The sequence below is a fragment of the Halosimplex aquaticum genome (assembly GCF_028747785.1).
Lineage (GTDB): Archaea > Halobacteriota > Halobacteria > Halobacteriales > Haloarculaceae > Halosimplex > Halosimplex aquaticum.
The window spans coordinates 3,528,893-3,545,354 of the sequence record NZ_CP118158.1 but is presented as its reverse complement, the minus strand read 5'-3'; the positions used below and the strand labels follow the sequence as shown (position 1 = coordinate 3,545,354).

Here is a 16,462-nt window from a genome sequence, read left to right as displayed (position 1 = left end):
GGCGGAGTCGTAACTAACGGACAGAGACGACGTCGGACGCCTCCATCACCGCAAACTTCCACCCGATCGGCCCCCGCCGATACCCGCGATATCCCACAGGAGCAACAAAAACGTACCGGAACGATCGACCCAGTGGAACGACCAACGCGGAGACACGAGGCGCGATCCGTCCGTCGGCGCTCCGGTGAGCGTTCCTCGGACGCCGCCAGTCCAGCGGCCGTAGCCAAACACTGAGGAGCGTCGCGTCCGACGTAGCGGCCGTGACCTTCAGTATCTGCGTTCGCGAGTCGTACGTCGACGACGCGGGCGACGAGCAGACCCGGTTCGGGGTCGCGGTGACGACGCGGCTCGCCGGCGTCGGGACGCTCTGTCCGTTCGCCAGCGAGCACGGCGCGGTGGCGACCCAGAGCCTGGTCAACGTCGACCTCGGTCGCAAGGGCATCGAATACCTCGAAGACGGGCTGGCCGTCGAGGACGCCCTTGAGGCGCTGTTGAACGCCGACGACGGGCGTCCGCAGCGACAGCTCCACGGCGTCGGCGCCGACGGCGAGTTCGCGTTCTCCGGCGAGGAGTGCCGGCCCTGGTACGGCCACGTCGTCGGCGACAACTACACCGTCGCCGGCAACCTGTTGACCGGCGAGGACGTCGTCGAAGCGACCGCGACGGCCTACGAGGCGGCGGCCGCCGAGGAACCGGACGGCCCCGAGAGCGACCCCGCGACGCCGCTGGCGAAGCGGCTGATCGAGGCGCTGGCCGCCGGCCACGAACTCGGCGGCGACAAGCGGGAGGACCTGCACGTCCAGAGCGCGGCGCTGCTCGTCCGGACCACGGAGGACCGGGAGATGGCGCCGTACTACGACGACCTGCGCGTCGACGCGACGGAGACGCCCATCGAGGACCTCCGCGAGACGTACGACCTCGCGAAGGAAGGCTACGAGATGGCGATGGAACGCTACGCCGACGAGTACGAGGACGACGAGAACGCTGGCGATACCGACGCCTGACTGTGGACTCGTCGATGCGCACGGCGGTCTGCGGTCTGCGGTCTGCGGTCACCGACGCTCGTCGGCCAGATACCGACGAGCAGTCCCGACTAGTGCCTCGCCGGCGGTCAGCACGTCCGGCCACCGGATCGACTCGTCGGGGAAGTGCGCCTCCTCGATCCTGCCGGGGCCGAACACGACCGCCGGGATCCCCGCCTCGACGTAGTGGCGCGCGTCGCTGCCATACGTCTCTCCCGTCGGGTCAGTCGCCGACAGCCCCGTTGCCGCCATCGCCCCCTGGAGCGCCGTGACGACGGGTTCGTCGGCGCCGATCTCGGCCGAGGCGAACTGGACGCCGAACCGCTCGAACGTCGGCGGGTCGACCGACCAGGACTCCTCCGTTGCGGCCTCGTCGAGCGTCTTCCGACACGCCGCTTCCACCCTGTCCAGCGATTCGCCGGGCGCGACGCCGACGCGCAGTTCCGCGGTGAGCGTCCCGGGGACATTGGACGCCCAGGTGCCCGCCTCCACCCGCCCGATCACGATCGGCCACGGCGTCTCGAAGCGGTCGTACAGCGGATGTGTGACGGTCTCCGCGCGCTCGGCTTCGAGATCGGCGAAGGCCTGCCTGACCGACTCGAACGCAGGCAACACCGACTCACCCTCCCACCGCCGGGCGGCGTGGGCGGGCGTCCCCTCGATCCTGATTCGGCCCATCAGGCAGCCCTCGGTCGCCGTGACGACCCGCATGTCCGTGGGTTCGGCGACGATGGCGGCGTCGCGTTCGAACGGATAGGGGTTCGACAGCGCCGCGGTCGCCGCGCCGATACCGCCGTCTTCCTCCCCGGCCACGCTCTCGACGACAACTCTGCCGTCGAGGTCGAACTCGCCCGCCTCGACCCGGTCGGCCAGGTGCCGCGCGGCGAAGACGCAGGTCGCGAGCTGGCTCTTCATGTCCACCGCGCCGCGCCCGACGAGGCGGGCGCCGTCCCACCGCGGTTCGAACGGGTCGACGGTCCAGCCGCTCTCGCCGGCGGGGACGACGTCGACGTGCCCGTTCAGGACGAGCGTCCGCCCCGCGTCGGGGTCGCCGAGTTCGAGGACGCCGGCGACGCTCGGGCGGCCCCCCGAAACGAGGTCGTCGGCCGGTGCGAACGAGGGGTGATCGGCCAGCGTGTCGGCGTCCGCGGTCCACGTGTACGTCTCGAACCCGAGGTCGGCGAGGCGGTCGCGGACCCACTCCTGGGCTGGCGCCTCGTCGCCGGCGGTCGTCTCGAACCGGACGAGCCGCTCGGTGAAGGCCCGAGCCCGGTCGCCGTACGCGGCCGCGAAGTCCTCCATCGTTCGCCCTTCGGGCGGCCGGATCTATCAGTCCTCGGGAGCACCGGACTGGCTGCCGCGCGCTTCGACGCGCCCGACCGCAGATGACAGCGTACATTTCCGGATTCCGTAGCGTTACACAGGGGCACGCACACGGGCTGCACATGGAGTACACCAAACTCGGTTCGACCGGCGTCGACGTCTCGAAACTCTGTTTCGGCACCTGGCGCTTCGCCAAGGAGTCCGGCGGGACCGTCGAGACGGACGAGGAGACCGCCCACGAACTGCTCGACACCTTCGACGAGCACGGCGGCAACTTCATCGACACGGCGAACGTCTACGGCGACCCCAACGGAACTAGCGAGGAGTGGATCGGCGAGTGGCTCAACGACCGCGACCGCGAGGACTACGTGATCGCCTCCAAGGTCTACTGGAGCGCGCGCAGCCGCTTCGGTGACAACCTCTCGCGGAAGAACATCCGCGCGGAGATCGAGGGTACCCTCGAACGCCTCGGGACGGACTACATCGACGTGTACTACATCCACCGCTGGGACGACGAGACGCCCATCGAGGAGACGCTGCGGACGCTGAACCGGCTGGTCGAGGAAGGGAAGGTCCACTACCTGGCGGCGTCGTCGATGGCGGCCTGGCAGCTGACGAAGGCGCTGTGGACGAGCGACGTCGAGGGGCTCGAGCGGTTCGAGGTGACTCAACCGCGGTTCAACGCCGCCGACCGTCCCCAGGAGTACCTGGACGTCTGCGCCGACCAGGACATCGCGGTCTGTCCGTGGTCACCGCTCGACGCCGGGTTCCTCACCGGCAAGTACGACACGGACGACCCCGAATCGGGGTCGCGCGCGGACCTGCAGGACTGGGACCTGGAGTTCTCCGACCGGCAGTGGCGGGTCCTCGATGCCGTGCAGGAGGTCGCCGAGGAGACCGGCGCTACGCCCGCTCAGGTCGCACTCCGGTGGCTGACCGACCAGCGGGAGTTTACCTGCGTCCCGATCTTCGGCGCCCGCACCGTCGACCAGATGGAGGAGAACCTCGGCGCGGTCGACGTCTCGCTCTCGGACGACCAGTACGACCGCATCGACGAGGCCTACTGAACCGGCGCCGAACGAGCGCTCGACCGTTCAGACGGAGAATTCGAACAGGCCCTCGGACGACCACTTTTTCGGATCGAAACGCTCGCTCCACCCGCGCTCTCAGACGGAGAACTCGAACAGGTCGTCGCCCACGTGGTGGATGGACTCGACGACCTTGCCGGAGTCGCCGACCATGTCGTCGCCGCCGGTCTTCGCGCGGCCGATGGCGAGGAACTTCCCGTGGCCCTCCTCGTTGATGGCGACGAGGTCGCCCGCTTCGATGCCGTCGTCAGCCTCGACGATGCCGGGGCGCATCACGTCGGCGCCGTCGGAGACGAAGGAGATCGCGCCGGCGTCGACCGTGACGACGTTCCGCTCGGGCGGGTAGGCGTTGGCGCCCTGGACCGTCAGGAACGGTTCGTCGTCGCCGGCGTCGTTCTCCACGTAGAGGACGTGGGGCTCGCCGTCGACGAGGACGACGTTCCAGTCGCTGTCGTCGAACTCGACCTTCTCGAAGCTATCGGCGTCGAGCGAGACGCCCAGCCGCTCGTCGAGGGCGTCTTCGATCTCCGCCACGGCGTCGGCGCGGAGGTGGTGGCGCGACTTGACGTTCATGTCTCGACGTGGGCCGTGACGGGAGATAAATCGACCGCTCCGCGGCCGGTCGGGGCGTCGTCGAACTATCGGGTCGGCGGAGAAGGAGTCAGATCGGCGGCGGGGTTTCGATTCAACGGTTCGGGCCGTCGGAGAGGTGGCCCCGTCCGGCGAGGAGCGCGACCCCGTGAATCGTCCAGAGAGCGGCGAGCAGCGGCATCGTCTCCGGGGAGAACCCGCGGAGCGCGAGCAGCGGCAGGTGGACGCAGGGGAGGGCGATACCGGCCCAGAAGGCCAGGCGCTCCGCGACGCCGACGACGTCGGCGAGGGCGCGGGCGAGTTCGCGGAGGGGAGGGGTCGGAGCGCTCATCCGTACAGAAAGGTCACACCCCGTCCCTCAAAAGACGGCGAACGTTCAAACCCGGGTTTGAGTTATCCCGAGGCGGGCGCGAGCGGCCCGGCGACTGTCGAGACGGCATCGTTCAGGACTTCTCCGCGTCGGCCTCGGTGACCGATTCCGCCCGGCGCTCGTCCCGCTGGATGATCCGCCCGCTGACGTAGGTGAGGATCGTCAGGAGCACGAGCGGTATGAACGTGAGCACGTGCATCCAGAAGACGAACCACAGGTCCCATCCCCAGGGGTTGTACACCCAGAACATCACGTCGAGAAAGGCCAGGATACCGATCGGGATGAAGTTCACCGTGAGGTCGAGCCAGGTTTCGTCGGTGAGTTTCAGGAAGCTCATTGTGTCGGACCCCGGCGCGCGGACCGCGCCGTACAGGCGCTCGGACCGCTGCCCGCAAAGCGCTCGGGCTTGCGATGCAAAGCCGGCGCGCTCGAGGTCGCGTGAGACCGGAACCGGGAATCGTTCTGGGGAGACGGACGGTCGGGGACGGGACCGTTTCAGGGGTCGACGTCTAGTTCGCGCAGCGCGGCGTCGTAAGCGTCGTCGCTGTCGAGGCTGCGGACCACGTCGTCGAGTCGCTCGTCGAGTTCGGCCAGTCGGCGGTCGAGGTCGGCCCGTTCGCCCTCCTCGGCGTCGGCCCGTTCGCTCGCCGCTCGGTAGTACGCTTCGAGCGTCGTCCGGTAGGTCGCCCGGCGGCTGAGTCGGTCGACGGTGTCTTCGAGGAGGTCGTCGGCGACCGGCTTGACGAGGTAGTCGTCGAAGGCGGTCGACTCCACGTCGAGCGCCTCGTCGGTGAGCGCGGCGACCTGGCAGTCGGCTGCGTCGGTGCGCACGCGTTCGAGGACGCGCCGCATGGAGAGGCCCGGGATATCGGGGTCGAGCAGCGCGACGCTCACGTCGGAGTCGAGGCTCGCCAGTACGTCGGCGCTCTCGTAGGCCGAGCGGACGGTGTAGTTGTCCCAGAGCACGGCCGCTATCTCGTCGGTGACGGCGGGGTCGCTGTCGGCCACGAGCACGACCGCAGTCGGCGTCTCCTCGCGGGAGTGCTCGGACCCGCTCGACCCGGCTCGACTGGTTTCGTCTGTGTTCATCTGTTCGTGAGTCACTCTTCCGGAGTAGTCATTCACCGCTGACGCTGGCCGTTCGGAGGTCGACGACGCTGTCGAAGAGGACCTCGAACGTCCGGATCGTTTCGGCGTCGTGGACGTCCGGATTCATGTGGTAGTGGGCGACCGCGTCCGCGCGGTCGACGCTGCTCGTCAGGACCTCGAGGAACTTGAACACGCTCCGCTCGTCGGCGCGCTGAAGCAGGTCGCTCACCGAGTGAACGCAGACGGCCGTCTCGCCGTCAGCGCTCAGTCGCGCCAGGTGGCGGTCGATAGTCTCGCCGAGGTCGACGAGGTCCGCCTCCGCGGGGACCACTTCGACGACGGCGTTCGTCGGTGTGAGGGTCTCGCCGGACGCAGCCGCGGTCGACCGGGCCGCCGTCTCGACGTCGACGACCGTCGCCTCGTTCGGTTCGGCGTGCTCGTGACCGGTCCAGGCTGCGAGTCGCTCCGCGGGCGTTTCCATGCACGTGACCAACAGTCCGTGATCACGGCCCGCCGTTCCGTGTAGGAGCTCGCTGCAGACCTCGGATTCCTGCCCACCCACGGAGGGAGCAAGTACCAATACGTTCGACGGCATCTCTGTGTCTTCCCTGTTAGCGTCCGGTCTCGTGCTCATTGCGATGTCCCCGGAGTTGGCTTCGACGTAACTCCGCTACCTGAGATAAGGGACTTCGCCACGCAAGTAAGTTCCGTTGACGTTATCAGTTGTGATATGTAGTCGTGATATGCATTCGTTCGTACCACTATGGTTGCGGATTGCCAGTGGGCCGTCAGATCCACGGCGACTGGTCGATCCAGAGATAGTAACGAGTGGGTTGGTCCGCCGTAGCACAGGGCACTCGTTTGGAAAGTCTTAAATCCAACTCCGGCAAAGCGATGAATGCGTGCCCGGGTGGTGTAGTGGCCCATCATACGACCCTGTCACGGTCGTGACGCGGGTTCAAATCCCGCCTCGGGCGCTTCTTCGAACTCAACTGAAGAGCGGCGCGTTTCATCGCGCCGCGTTTTGAGTTCGATGTGCGCCGTACTGGGTTTGAACCACGTCAGACCGAACGCAGTGAGGTCTGACATCGGGTTCAAATCCCGCCTCGGGCGCTTTCTGCTGCGAACAATTCCGCGAGCACCGCGTAGCGTGTGCTCGCTACCGTGAGCAGCGAAACGACCTCGAGAAGGGATTTGAACCCTATCAGTCGCGCACAGCGAACGGAGTGAGCGGGCACGTCTGATTCCGGTTCAAATCCCGCCGGTAGTGAAGATCGTTCCAGAGCGACTGCGATCGACAGTAGACGTCGAAAGCCCTCGGCGCGCTCGCGGTCGCTGAGCGACATACCCTCGCTCCGCTCGGGTAGGGGCCGCTCAGACGACTGCACAAGCGCGAGCGCGCCTCGCCCTTTCAGTCCACCAGGAACCGCAACAGCACCCGTCCAGCACAGCACCGCAGACAGCCACGTGCCTCCCCAGCCGATTGCGATGCTCGCAGGCTGCGCTTCTCATCCCTCGCACGGCTACGCCTCACGGCCTCACCGTCGTTCGGCACGCTCGGCAGCGCGCGCCACCGCAAAAGTTCCCCCGGTCAGAGCCACTCGATGCCGTCGTCGAGGTCGAGGGGGACGTCGCCGTGGCGGTAGCCCTCGCAGCGGCCGCTGGGGCGGCAGCGGAAGACGACGGTGGGTTCGTAGCCGAGCGAGGGGCGCTCGGCGCGGATGGGGTTCCACTCGTCGTCGCGGAAGGAGGTGCAGTCGACGAAGAGGACGGCGTCGTCGTGGATGGCGAGCTGGTCGCGGGTCTTCGAGTCGACCGTCCGGCGGAGGGCGGCGATGGCGGTGCCGGCGTTGCGGTCGCGCGGTGGCATCGGGCGAGTGACCTCGACGAGGCGCTCGCCGCCGGGCGTCTCGACGGCGAAGTCGAGGGCGTGCCCGGAGTCGCGTTCGGACTCGGGGACGAACGGGATGCCGGCGTCGGCCAGCAGCTTGGCGGCGTTGAACTCGCCCATGGTGGCGCGCATGCGGTTGAACTCGTTGCGTTCGCTGGTGCCGAGCTTGGCGGCCATGGTGTAGCGGTGGTCGTCGAGGACGCCGGTCGAGAGGAACCGCTCGTAGAATTCGAGGCCGTCCTCGCGGGTGGCGTCGGGGAAGCCAGCGGCGTCGCGGTCGAAGAACGCGCGGGTGGTCTCGCGGCCGTCCTTCGAGAAGAGGACGGGGAGGAAGAACCACGCGACGTACTCGTATGCGGCGAGCCAGGGGGCCTGGCGTTCGAGGTCGTAGGTGAGCTCGCGCTGGGCCCAGCGGGCGATGTCGAACGGCGCCTCGTCGAAGGTCTCCTTGTCGGTGCGCCAGAGGACCTCCGGGGTGACCGTGTTGCCGAGCCAGAAGGCGTCGCGGTCGGTCCAGGCGAACAGCGCGAGGTCGCCGTTGTCCATCTCGAGCCGACGGGCGGTGTACCCCTGCGGGACGTCGATCTTCGGCGTCGTCAGTCGGGCGCCGAAGCGGTCGTCGAGCGGGGCGAGGAGCTGGCGGCGCACGCGCTCCTCGTCCCAGCGCTCGGTCGACCGCCGAAAGCGAACCGGTCCGGCCATACCGGAGACCGGACCGCCAGTCGTATACACTGTTCGAACTCTCTGCGCCGCCGTCCGCCGACGGCCCGCCGTCTGACTGCCGCCCGCTCTCGTCTGTCTCCCACCCGATCGTCGGCCGTCCGCCGGACGGCCGCTGACGATCCGTCGGATCCCGTCGATATCGTTGGTATCCGGCCCGCTCCGTGGACATTCGCACTGACCGTTAGATTGATAGGTGTTAACTCACAAGTGTGGGTGTGGTACACAATGTCTATGGGTGCATACGACGAAGTGGAGCATGAACGGCGGGAGCGGAAGAACAGCGAAGTGGACGTGAGCGAGGACGACCGTCGGACGGAGTACCGCGGGGAGGTCGAGTACGAGAGCGACGAGTCGACCGAGGAGCTGCTCGACCAGTTCAAGGAGATAAATTCGTAATTCCGACGATGCCTTCTGTGCTCCTCTAGAGGACGACCAGCGACAGCGACGCGACCGTCTCGACCGCGTGGCCGACGCGTCGCCGCGGAGACGCTTCCTCTCCGCGGGCCGACCGTCACTCCCAGCCCGGCGTCGCTGGCGCGCCGCGCCCCTCTTCGACCGTGGCGGCCGTCTCGGGGTCGGCCGATTCGTCGCTCGCGGCGCGCTCGCTCCACTCGGCGATCGCCCCGTCGACCCAGGAGTCGGCGTCCAGCGCGCGTTCGTGCGCCTGCTCGTAGCGGTCGTCGTTGACGGCGAGCGTCCCGGGGCTAGAGGCGGCGGCGACGGCGACGAACTCGGCGTGGTCGGCCCGCGTCGCCTCGCCCGTGGCGAGCCGGCCGACGGCGTCCTCGATGCGGTCGGCGTCGGGGTGGACGAACACGCGCGACCCGACCGCCCCGGGGCCGATAACCGGATCCGAGTCGGCCGGCGGGTCGTCGTCGACGAGGCGGTCGCCGCCGTGAGCCCGCTCGACGCGCTCGCATTCGGTCTCGGCGTCCAGCGCGAGGTTGTCACCGGGGTACGTCGAACAGGTCTGCGGGTAGGCCTCTTCCCCGTGGATGCGACACTGGAGGGTCTCGGGGTCGAGGAAGACGCAGCTCGGGAGCCACTGCGGGTCCGAGTCGAAGGGCGCGACCGGTTTGGGCACCTTCGCCAGGCCGACGAGGAAGGCGGGGCGGCCGCGGACGGCGGCGACGTCGACGCCGCCGACGGTCACGCTCGGGCCGTCCTCGATGCGGAAGAGACGAGCGACCATGGCGTCGGCGTGGCCGGCCGCGAGGAACGCGCGCACCTCGTCGCACGACAGCGGGACGAGGTTGTCGACGTCGTCCAGCGGCCGGTAGCGGCCGCGGCGCTCGTGGCCGTGGTCGAAATCGTCGGGGGCGAGCGCTCGCCAGTCGAGGCAACAGCCGGCACACCCCTCGCAGTGCACCTCCATACCCGTCGTTGGCGGCCGAGGCGGAAAAGCGCGACCCCGATCACTCCTCGGAGCGACGGGACGCGGCGTCGCCGACCTCGCCGAACTCGAAGCGCGCCCCGCGGGAGCGCTCGCTCTCGGTCACGTCGACTTCCCAGCCGTGGGCCTCGGCGATGGTCCGGACGATGCTCAGCCCGAGACCGGTCCCGTCGTCGCTGGTGGAGTAGCCCGAGTCGAAGACGCTGTCGCGGTCGCCCTCGGGGATGCCCGGGCCGTCGTCGGCGACGAAAAATCCCTGCCTGCCGTCGAGGTCGCCGACGGTGACGGTCACGCCCGGGCCGGCGCGTTCGCCCGGGTCCGCAGACGCGTCAGCGTTCGCGTGACTCGCGGAGCCGTGCTCCACGGCGTCCTCCGGAGCGTGCGACGGAGGGCCTGTCGAGCCGTGCTCGACAGCGTTCCGGAAGACGTTCTCCAGCAGCTGCTGGAGGCGCCCGCCGTCGGCGAGCAGCGTCGCGTCGGTCCGCACGTCCAGCGACGCCTCGGGCGTCTCGACGACCTTCCAGGCCTCCCGCGCGACGGACGCGAGGTCGGTCGGCTCCGGGTCGCTGACGGTCTCGCCCTCGCGGGCGAGCGTCAGCACGTCGTCGATGAGGTCGTCGATGCGGTACAGCGAGCGCTCGAGGGCGTCGAAGTGCTCCTCGTCGCCGTCCGCGCGGGCGAACTCCAGGCGGCCGAGCGCGACCTCCAGCGGGTTGCGCAGGTCGTGGGAGATGACGCTCGCGAACCGTTCGAGGCGCTCGTTCTGGCGTTCGAGCTGTTTCTCGTACTTCTTGCGGTCGGTCACGTCGCGGGTCACGCCGACGATCCCGAGGACGTTCCCGTGCTCGTCCCGCCAGGGCGCCTTGGAGGTCGTCACGTACGTCTCTTCCAGGTCGTCGCCGTAGGCCTGTTCGATCCGGTCCTCGATCGACTCGCCGGTCTCGACGACGTGGCGGTCGTCCGCGACCGCCCCCTCCGAGAGCGTCGGCGGGTAGAGGTCCCAGTCGGTCTTGCCGATCAGGTCTGCCGGCGTGTGGTGGCGCTTGCCGTCCGGGCTCTCCAGGTACGGCGGCCCGTTCAGCCCCAGCGCCCCGTCGCTGACGCGGACGTGACGGCTCCGGCGGTCCTTGATGTAGATGGACAGCGGCACGTTCTCCAGTAGCGAGTCGAGCATGGTCGACTCGCGGCGCTCTTCCCGGCGCCGCTCGACCGCGGGGCGGAGCCGTTCGAGGGTCGCGACGCGGTCGGTGTCCGCGTCGACCTGCAGGTACGTCGCGACGCCGAACTCCGTGGCCGTCGCGAGCGGGAACGAGTCGTCGGCTGCGAGCACGAACACCGGCAGGGCCTTCGAGTACTCGCGGACGGCTTCGACGACGGCGGGGCCGTCGAACGAGCCGTCGCTGTCGCAGACGACGGCGTCGTACCGACCGTCGGCGAGCATCCCCGCGACGTCGACCGGGGGCGTCGCGCTCTCGACGGCGAGTTCCTCTCCCGATTCGTCCCACGCGTCGGCGACCGAGCGGGCGTTCGGCCCGACGTAGAGGACCGTTGGTGCGGTGTGCATCTGAAGGGCTCCGAGACGATAGAACGGGTTACCGCTGGGGCGCCATAAGTACGTGGGTCGGTCGAACGAGCGCGGCGACCCGGCCGGCCCGAGCCTTGGCGACCCGAGCCCGACGACGCCGAGACCGGAACCGCGAGGCGGTCTCCCGGGCGATACTCCCGCGGTCCGCCCGCACGGCTTTTCCCGGCGGCCGCCCTACGGCGGGTATGACGACCCAGCCATGCGACGGCTGTGGCGACGACGTGAGCATCGCCGGCGGCATCGCCAACATCTGGACGCTCGAGAAGTCCACCACCGACGGCATGACGCTCGAACTCGCCGACGGCTCCGAGCACTTCCTCTGTTACGACTGCATGGAACGGTTGCCCGACGACCGCGAGCCGACCGCCGACGACGTGGCCGACCTGTGAGCGCGACCGGGCGCTCGGTTTCCCGCGTCGCTCAGGCGTCAGGTCCCTTCCCGGCGTCGAGGACCGCCGACGTGTCGCTGTTCGACGGCTCCCAGACGACCTCGATCTCGTAGTCGCTGCGCACGCCGACCCTGACGGTGTGACCGGTGTAGACGCCGCCGTCGTCTTCCGCGCCGCCCTGCCAGGTCCCGGGGCTCGTCTGATCGGCGCCGTCGACGTCCGTGAAGCCGGTTCCTCGGAGCCCGAGCGCGGTCCGCTTGACGATCTCGCCGCCCGCGTGGGTGATCATCAGGAGGCCGACGCCGTCGGCCGTCTCCTCGTAGTGGAAGTCGAACGAGGCCGCCGGCGGCGACGACGACGCCGTGACCGTTTCCGAGTCCGACGCCGCGGTCGGCGGTCCGGTCTCGATCTCCGGGCCCGGGAACTCCCCGGGGAACTCGGTCACGTCGCCCGTCGCGACCTGCGCCGTCGCCGTGACGACCCGCCCGTCGGTCCTGACGGTCGGCGTCCCGCCGAGGAACGCGTCCGACCCGTTCGCCCAGTCGCTCACGGCGCTTCGGTCGGTCGCGCCCTCGGCGAAGACGACGCCGGCGTGGACGCGGGTCTGCTCGCTCCCGACGTGATAGCCCATCCCCTCGCCGACGCCGCCCTCGAAGGTCTTGCCCGCCTCGTGGGTCCTCCCCTGGAGGAGGTGTGCGCTCCCGAGCGTCTCGACGAGGCGGTCGCAGTCGGCGACCGCGTCGACGTACCGCTCGCCGTTGCCCGTGCGGGCGTCGACGATGGCCTCGACGACGGGCGTCTTGTCGGTGGTGTCCGTGCTGGAGACGTCCCCGACCGTGACGAGCATGTTGTCCCGGACGGCCGCCGCCCGCGGGTCCTCGGCGCTGAAGATCCGGAAGCCGTGGCGCGCTTCCCCGGCGGTGAAGCCGAGGCTCCGCAGGTTGTCTTCGACGGGCGTCCGGTCGAACTTCGCCTCGATGACCGAGGCCGTGCGGGCGAAGCGGTGGATGACCGTCGCGTCGCCGATGGTGTCGATGGCCGCGAGCGGGTAGGACCGGTCGAACCCCTCCAGCGCGCCGTCCCCGAGCGCGCCCTCGAATCCGAGTATCGCCCTGGGCGCCATCGACATGAAGGCGTACCCCGACTGGTCGATGGCGCTCGGCGCGGGCATCCACTTCGACAGCTCGGCGACGGGCGTCTCCGGACGCGCCGCGACCGGCGTCGCCGTCGGCGTCCCCGCCGGCGTGGGGGTCCCTCCCGACCCGTCGTTCCCGTCGCTGTCGTCTCCGCCGTCGTTCGGCGGTTCGGTCGCGGTCCCGCCCCCGCCGCCCAGACACCCGGCGAGCGACGAGAGGGCCGCGATCGCTACTCCCCCGCGTTTCAGTGCGTTCCGACGCGTCTCCGACATGCCCCGCTGTTTACCGAGTGCCTTCAAATTGATTGCGGAGTTGACGCGTCGCCTCGTTGACGACACGATCGGCCGCAGACGCACTGCACGGGCCGCCGACGCGCCGCGATGCTACGCGTCAGGGCCTTCTCCCTCCATGAGCGTCGACGACGTGTCGCCGTCGCTGCTCTGCCAGACGACGCTGATCTCGTAGTCGCTGGCGGCGCCGACCGCGACGCGGTCGCCGGCGACGACCGTCCCGTCGTCGCCGCTGGCCGAGCCCTGCCACTGCCCGGCGCTCGTCTGGCCGGCTCCCTCGACCTCGGCGAAGCCCGCGCCGCGGACGAACAGCTGGCTCCGCTGGATCGAGTCGCCGGCCTCGTGGGTGATCTCGAGGAGGCCGACGCCGTCGCCGGTCGCCTCGTAGTCGAACTCGAACGAGGCCGTCGGGGTCTGGCCCGTGGCCCTGTCCGCCTCGCCGGGAAGCTGTGGGTGAAACCGCTCGATATCCGCGCTCGGCACGGTCGCGGTCGCGGTCACGACACGGCCGTCGACAGTCGTCCCGGGTTTCTGCCCGTAGAACGCGTCCGCGCCGCTCGCCCACTCGACGACCGGACCTTCGTTCGCCTGCCCTTCGCGGAAGACGACGGGCGTCGCGACGCGCGTCTCCTGGGTCCCGACCGAGAACGCCACGCCGCCGCCGACCGCGCCGTCGAACGTCTCGCCCGGTGCGTGGGTCCGCCCGCGGATCAGGTGGCCCGTCCCGAGCGCGTCGGTCAGGCGGGCACAGGCCGACGAGACGTCCGCGTACCGGTCCGCCTCGCCCGCCTTCGCGTCGACGATCGCTTTGACCGTCGCCTTCGCGGCACCCGCGTCCTGCTGGCCCATGGCCGAGACGAGCGCGTCCTCGCGCAGCGCCGCCGCGCCGCTTCCCGTGTAGAGCGTGAAGCCGTGGCGCGTCTCGGCCTCCGAGAGGCCGCGCTCTTCGAAGCCGGCGGCCGCGTCCTCGACGGCCACGTCGGTCTCGAACACCATCGCCCGGTTGGCGACCACGTGAACGGCGCTCGCATCGGCGTACGAGCCGACGCCGGGGACGCGCGCCTCCCTCTCGAACTCGGAGACTGCGCCGTCGCCGAGGCTGTCCTTCAGGTCGACGAGCGCGCCGGTCGCGATAGAGATGAACGTGTAGTGTCCGCGGTCGTAAGCGCTCGGTGCCGGAAGCCACGCCGCGTAGTCGGCGTTCCCGAGCGATCCGTCGGGCGTCGCGGTCGGGGTGTCAGTGGCGGTTTCGGCGTCCGTCGCGGTGGCCGTCGGGGTGTCTGTCGCAGTGGCCGTCGCGGTCGCGGTATCGGTGGTCGCGTCGGTCGGGTCGCCGGACCCGCCGGACGGGTCGGTCGCGGTTCCGCTGCCGTCGCTGAGACAGCCGGTCACGGAGCCGACGAGGAGAGCACCGGTCGCGCGTTTCAGGAAGGTACGTCGCGGGGATGTCATCTCCGTATCGTGACAGCGGGGATCCAAAAACGGTTCCGATCGGATGGAGGCCGACGCCGTCTCCGGGATCGGTCGGTCGCGGTCCGGCGACGACCGGCAGTTTTAGGCGGACCGCCCGCCTGCCTCCGTCCGTGCAACCGGGTCGGATATTCGACGAGTTCCCGGCGCCTTCCTACCGCGGCGCGCAGGAGCAAGCGCTCGCTGACATCCGCGACGCCTTCGAGGCCGACAACGACGTGGTCCTCGTGCGCGCGCCGACCGGCAGCGGCAAGTCCCTGCTCGCTCGCGCCATCGCCGGCTGCGCCCGCACCGCGGGCGAGAGCGAGGCCGGCGAACCGATCGACGCCTACTACACCACGCCGCAGGTCTCCCAGCTGGACGACGTGGCCGGCGACGACCTGCTCGCGGACCTGAAGGTCATCCGCGGGAAGAACAACTACGACTGCATCCTCCCCGGCGAGACCGACACGCCCGTCGACCAGGCGCCCTGCGCCCGCGAGCGGATGTTCGACTGCCAGGTCCAGCACCGCTGCCCCTACTTCTCCGACCGCGCCATCGCCGCGAACAACCGCATCGCCGCGATGACGCTCGCGTACTTCATGCAGACCGCCGGTTCTGACGTGTTCGGCCAGCGCGACGTGCTCGTGATCGACGAGGCCCACGGGCTGGGCAACTGGGCCGAGATGTACGCGACTATCGACCTCGGTCCCGACACCGTCCCCATCTGGGACGCCTGTGAACCGCCCGATATCGACGGCCTCGACGACGCCGTCAGCTACGCGGACACCCTCCACACCATGGCGGGCCGGCGCCTGACGGAAGTCCGCCAGCAGGCCGAACTCGCGCCCGAGGAGGCCGCCGAGCGCGACAAGCTCGTCAAACTCCAGTCCGACCTCTCGTGGTTCGCCGAGGACTACCGCGACCCCGAGAGCGCGACCACCTGGGTCGTCGACCAGCCCGACGGCGCGGGCTCGCGGGTGACCATCAAGCCGATGGCCCCTGAGAAGTACCTCAAACACACCGTCTGGGACCGCGCGAGCAACTTCGCGCTGCTGTCGGCCACGATCCTGAACAAGGACGCCTTCTGCGCCAACGTCGGCCTCTCCGCGGACAGGGTCGCCCTCGTGGAAGTGCCCCACACCTTCCCCGTCGAGAACCGGCCGCTGTACGACGTTACCCAGGGGAAGATGACCTACGAGACCCGCGACCAGACCATCCCGCGCGTCGCCGAGACGCTCGTCCGGATCATGCAGGCTCACCCCGACGAGAAGGGGCTCGTCCACTGTCACTCCTACGCGATCCAGGAGCAACTGCTCGACCACCTCCGAGACTTCGGCGTCGACTCGCGGGTGCGCGCCCACGACTCGGCCGACCGGGACGCCCAGCTGTCGACGTGGAAGCGCGTCGACGACCCGGACGTCTTCCTCTCGGTGAAGATGGAGGAGGCGCTGGACCTGGAGGGCGACCTCTGTCGCTGGCAACTGCTCTGCAAGGCGCCGTACCCCAACACCCGCGACTCCAGGGTCGCGGCGCGACTGGAGGACGACCAGTGGGGCTGGTACTACCGGACGGCCCTGCGGACGGTGATCCAGGCCTGCGGCCGCGTCGTGCGGGCGCCCGACGACTACGGCGCGACGTACCTCGCCGACACCTCCCTGCTGGACCTCTTCGAGCGCGCCCGCGTGGACATGCCCGACTGGTTCGCCGAGCAGGTCGACCGGATGAGCGAACCGGACCTCCCCGCGGTAGACACCGCTGCCGCGAGCGGGTCGACCGGCTCGAACGGCGGGACGACCGCCGGATCTAACCGCTCGCGCTCGTCCTCGGGGTCGAACGGAGGCTCCGACTCGGGGACGTCCTCCGGCGCGTCCGCGTCGGGATCCGGGTCCGACGACGACGGCGACGGGAGCTCCCGGAGCGGTCGCCGCCGCTCCCGGCGCTCGAAGTCCAAATCCAACCCTATCGCCGACGTGTGGGACACCGAGTAGCGGCGTCGCCCGCGCGTCGTTTTGAGTCTGCTCGCCGGAGCGCTCGCTGAGAGGCCGGGCGTCTGAGCTATCGGCTCTACGGCGGCCTGACCCTCTCGGACGGTGACAGTACGGATCTGCCTGGGATCGAGT

At 69.7% G+C, this 16,462-nt stretch carries 16 protein-coding genes and 1 tRNA gene; 6 read left to right on the top strand and 11 right to left on the bottom strand.

What is annotated here, in order from left to right:
- Positions 1-260 precede the first annotated feature (260 nt).
- Complete coding sequence (locus PSC72_RS17660; protein WP_274322740.1) at positions 261-1,004, top strand: DUF1028 domain-containing protein; 744 nt, start codon at positions 261-263, stop codon at positions 1,002-1,004.
- Positions 1,005-1,052: 48 nt separating this feature from the next.
- Here PSC72_RS17660 and PSC72_RS17655 read toward each other — a convergent pair whose 3' ends face one another.
- Positions 1,053-2,324, bottom strand: a complete 1,272-nt coding sequence (locus tag PSC72_RS17655) for a M20/M25/M40 family metallo-hydrolase (protein WP_274322739.1) — start codon at positions 2,322-2,324, stop codon at positions 1,053-1,055.
- 143 nt (positions 2,325-2,467) lie between these two features.
- Here PSC72_RS17655 and PSC72_RS17650 point away from each other — a divergent pair, with 143 nt between their 5' ends.
- Positions 2,468-3,412, top strand: a complete 945-nt coding sequence (locus PSC72_RS17650) for an aldo/keto reductase (RefSeq protein WP_274322738.1) — start codon at positions 2,468-2,470, stop codon at positions 3,410-3,412.
- A 99-nt stretch (positions 3,413-3,511) separates the two neighbouring features.
- Here the strand turns inward: PSC72_RS17650 and PSC72_RS17645 are convergent, their stop codons facing one another.
- The 5 genes from PSC72_RS17645 to PSC72_RS17625 all read right to left on the bottom strand — a co-directional run bounded on the left by PSC72_RS17645 (position 3,512) and on the right by PSC72_RS17625 (position 6,078).
- Positions 3,512-4,006 carry an RNA-binding protein gene (locus PSC72_RS17645; RefSeq protein ID WP_274322737.1) on the bottom strand — a complete coding sequence of 165 codons (495 nt, stop codon included), beginning with the start codon at positions 4,004-4,006 and terminating at the stop codon, positions 3,512-3,514.
- A gap of 112 nt (positions 4,007-4,118) precedes the next feature.
- Positions 4,119-4,355, bottom strand: coding sequence for a hypothetical protein (locus PSC72_RS17640; protein WP_274322736.1), 237 nt, complete (start codon positions 4,353-4,355; stop codon positions 4,119-4,121).
- A gap of 112 nt (positions 4,356-4,467) precedes the next feature.
- On the bottom strand, positions 4,468-4,731 hold the full coding sequence (locus PSC72_RS17635) for a DUF6684 family protein (protein ID WP_274322735.1): 264 nt from the start codon (positions 4,729-4,731) through the stop codon (positions 4,468-4,470).
- A 158-nt stretch (positions 4,732-4,889) separates the two neighbouring features.
- Entirely contained in the window at positions 4,890-5,483 is a 594-nt protein-coding gene (locus PSC72_RS17630) for a response regulator transcription factor (protein ID WP_274322734.1), read from the bottom strand.
- A gap of 28 nt (positions 5,484-5,511) precedes the next feature.
- A complete protein-coding gene (locus PSC72_RS17625; protein ID WP_456071271.1) occupies positions 5,512-6,078 on the bottom strand; it encodes a DUF7504 family protein in 567 nt (188 codons plus the stop codon).
- A gap of 309 nt (positions 6,079-6,387) precedes the next feature.
- On the opposite strand from PSC72_RS17625, the gene PSC72_RS17620 reads away from it, so the two are divergent.
- Positions 6,388-6,460, top strand: a tRNA-Asp gene (locus tag PSC72_RS17620).
- Between the two features lie 614 nt (positions 6,461-7,074).
- Here PSC72_RS17620 and PSC72_RS17615 read toward each other — a convergent pair.
- Entirely contained in the window at positions 7,075-8,076 is a 1,002-nt protein-coding gene (locus tag PSC72_RS17615; protein WP_274322732.1) for a DUF5784 family protein, read from the bottom strand.
- A 246-nt stretch (positions 8,077-8,322) separates the two neighbouring features.
- Here PSC72_RS17615 and PSC72_RS17610 point away from each other — a divergent pair, with 246 nt between their 5' ends.
- Positions 8,323-8,493, top strand: coding sequence for a DUF5786 family protein (locus tag PSC72_RS17610; RefSeq protein ID WP_274322731.1), 171 nt, complete (start codon positions 8,323-8,325; stop codon positions 8,491-8,493).
- Positions 8,494-8,608: 115 nt separating this feature from the next.
- On the opposite strand, the gene PSC72_RS17605 is transcribed toward PSC72_RS17610, so the two are convergent.
- Together PSC72_RS17605 and PSC72_RS17600 are read right to left on the bottom strand one after the other, a co-directional pair.
- Positions 8,609-9,472: a YkgJ family cysteine cluster protein gene (locus tag PSC72_RS17605; RefSeq protein WP_274322730.1), complete on the bottom strand. Its 864-nt coding sequence runs from the start codon at positions 9,470-9,472 to the stop codon at positions 8,609-8,611.
- A gap of 40 nt (positions 9,473-9,512) precedes the next feature.
- Positions 9,513-11,054: a PAS domain-containing sensor histidine kinase gene (locus tag PSC72_RS17600; protein WP_274322729.1), complete on the bottom strand. Its 1,542-nt coding sequence runs from the start codon at positions 11,052-11,054 to the stop codon at positions 9,513-9,515.
- 206 nt (positions 11,055-11,260) lie between these two features.
- On the opposite strand from PSC72_RS17600, the gene PSC72_RS17595 reads away from it, so the two are divergent.
- Positions 11,261-11,464: a DUF7561 family protein gene (locus PSC72_RS17595; protein WP_274322728.1), complete on the top strand. Its 204-nt coding sequence runs from the start codon at positions 11,261-11,263 to the stop codon at positions 11,462-11,464.
- A gap of 31 nt (positions 11,465-11,495) precedes the next feature.
- On the opposite strand, the gene PSC72_RS17590 is transcribed toward PSC72_RS17595, so the two are convergent.
- Positions 11,496-12,872 carry a hypothetical protein gene (locus PSC72_RS17590; RefSeq protein WP_274322727.1) on the bottom strand — a complete coding sequence of 459 codons (1,377 nt, stop codon included), beginning with the start codon at positions 12,870-12,872 and terminating at the stop codon, positions 11,496-11,498.
- A 111-nt stretch (positions 12,873-12,983) separates the two neighbouring features.
- A complete protein-coding gene (locus PSC72_RS17585) occupies positions 12,984-14,342 on the bottom strand; it encodes a hypothetical protein (protein WP_274322726.1) in 1,359 nt (452 codons plus the stop codon).
- A 131-nt stretch (positions 14,343-14,473) separates the two neighbouring features.
- Here PSC72_RS17585 and PSC72_RS17580 point away from each other — a divergent pair, with 131 nt between their 5' ends.
- Positions 14,474-16,330 (top strand): ATP-dependent DNA helicase, encoded by a 1,857-nt coding sequence (locus tag PSC72_RS17580; RefSeq protein ID WP_274322725.1) that lies wholly within the window; start codon positions 14,474-14,476, stop codon positions 16,328-16,330.
- Positions 16,331-16,462: the final 132 nt, after the last annotated feature.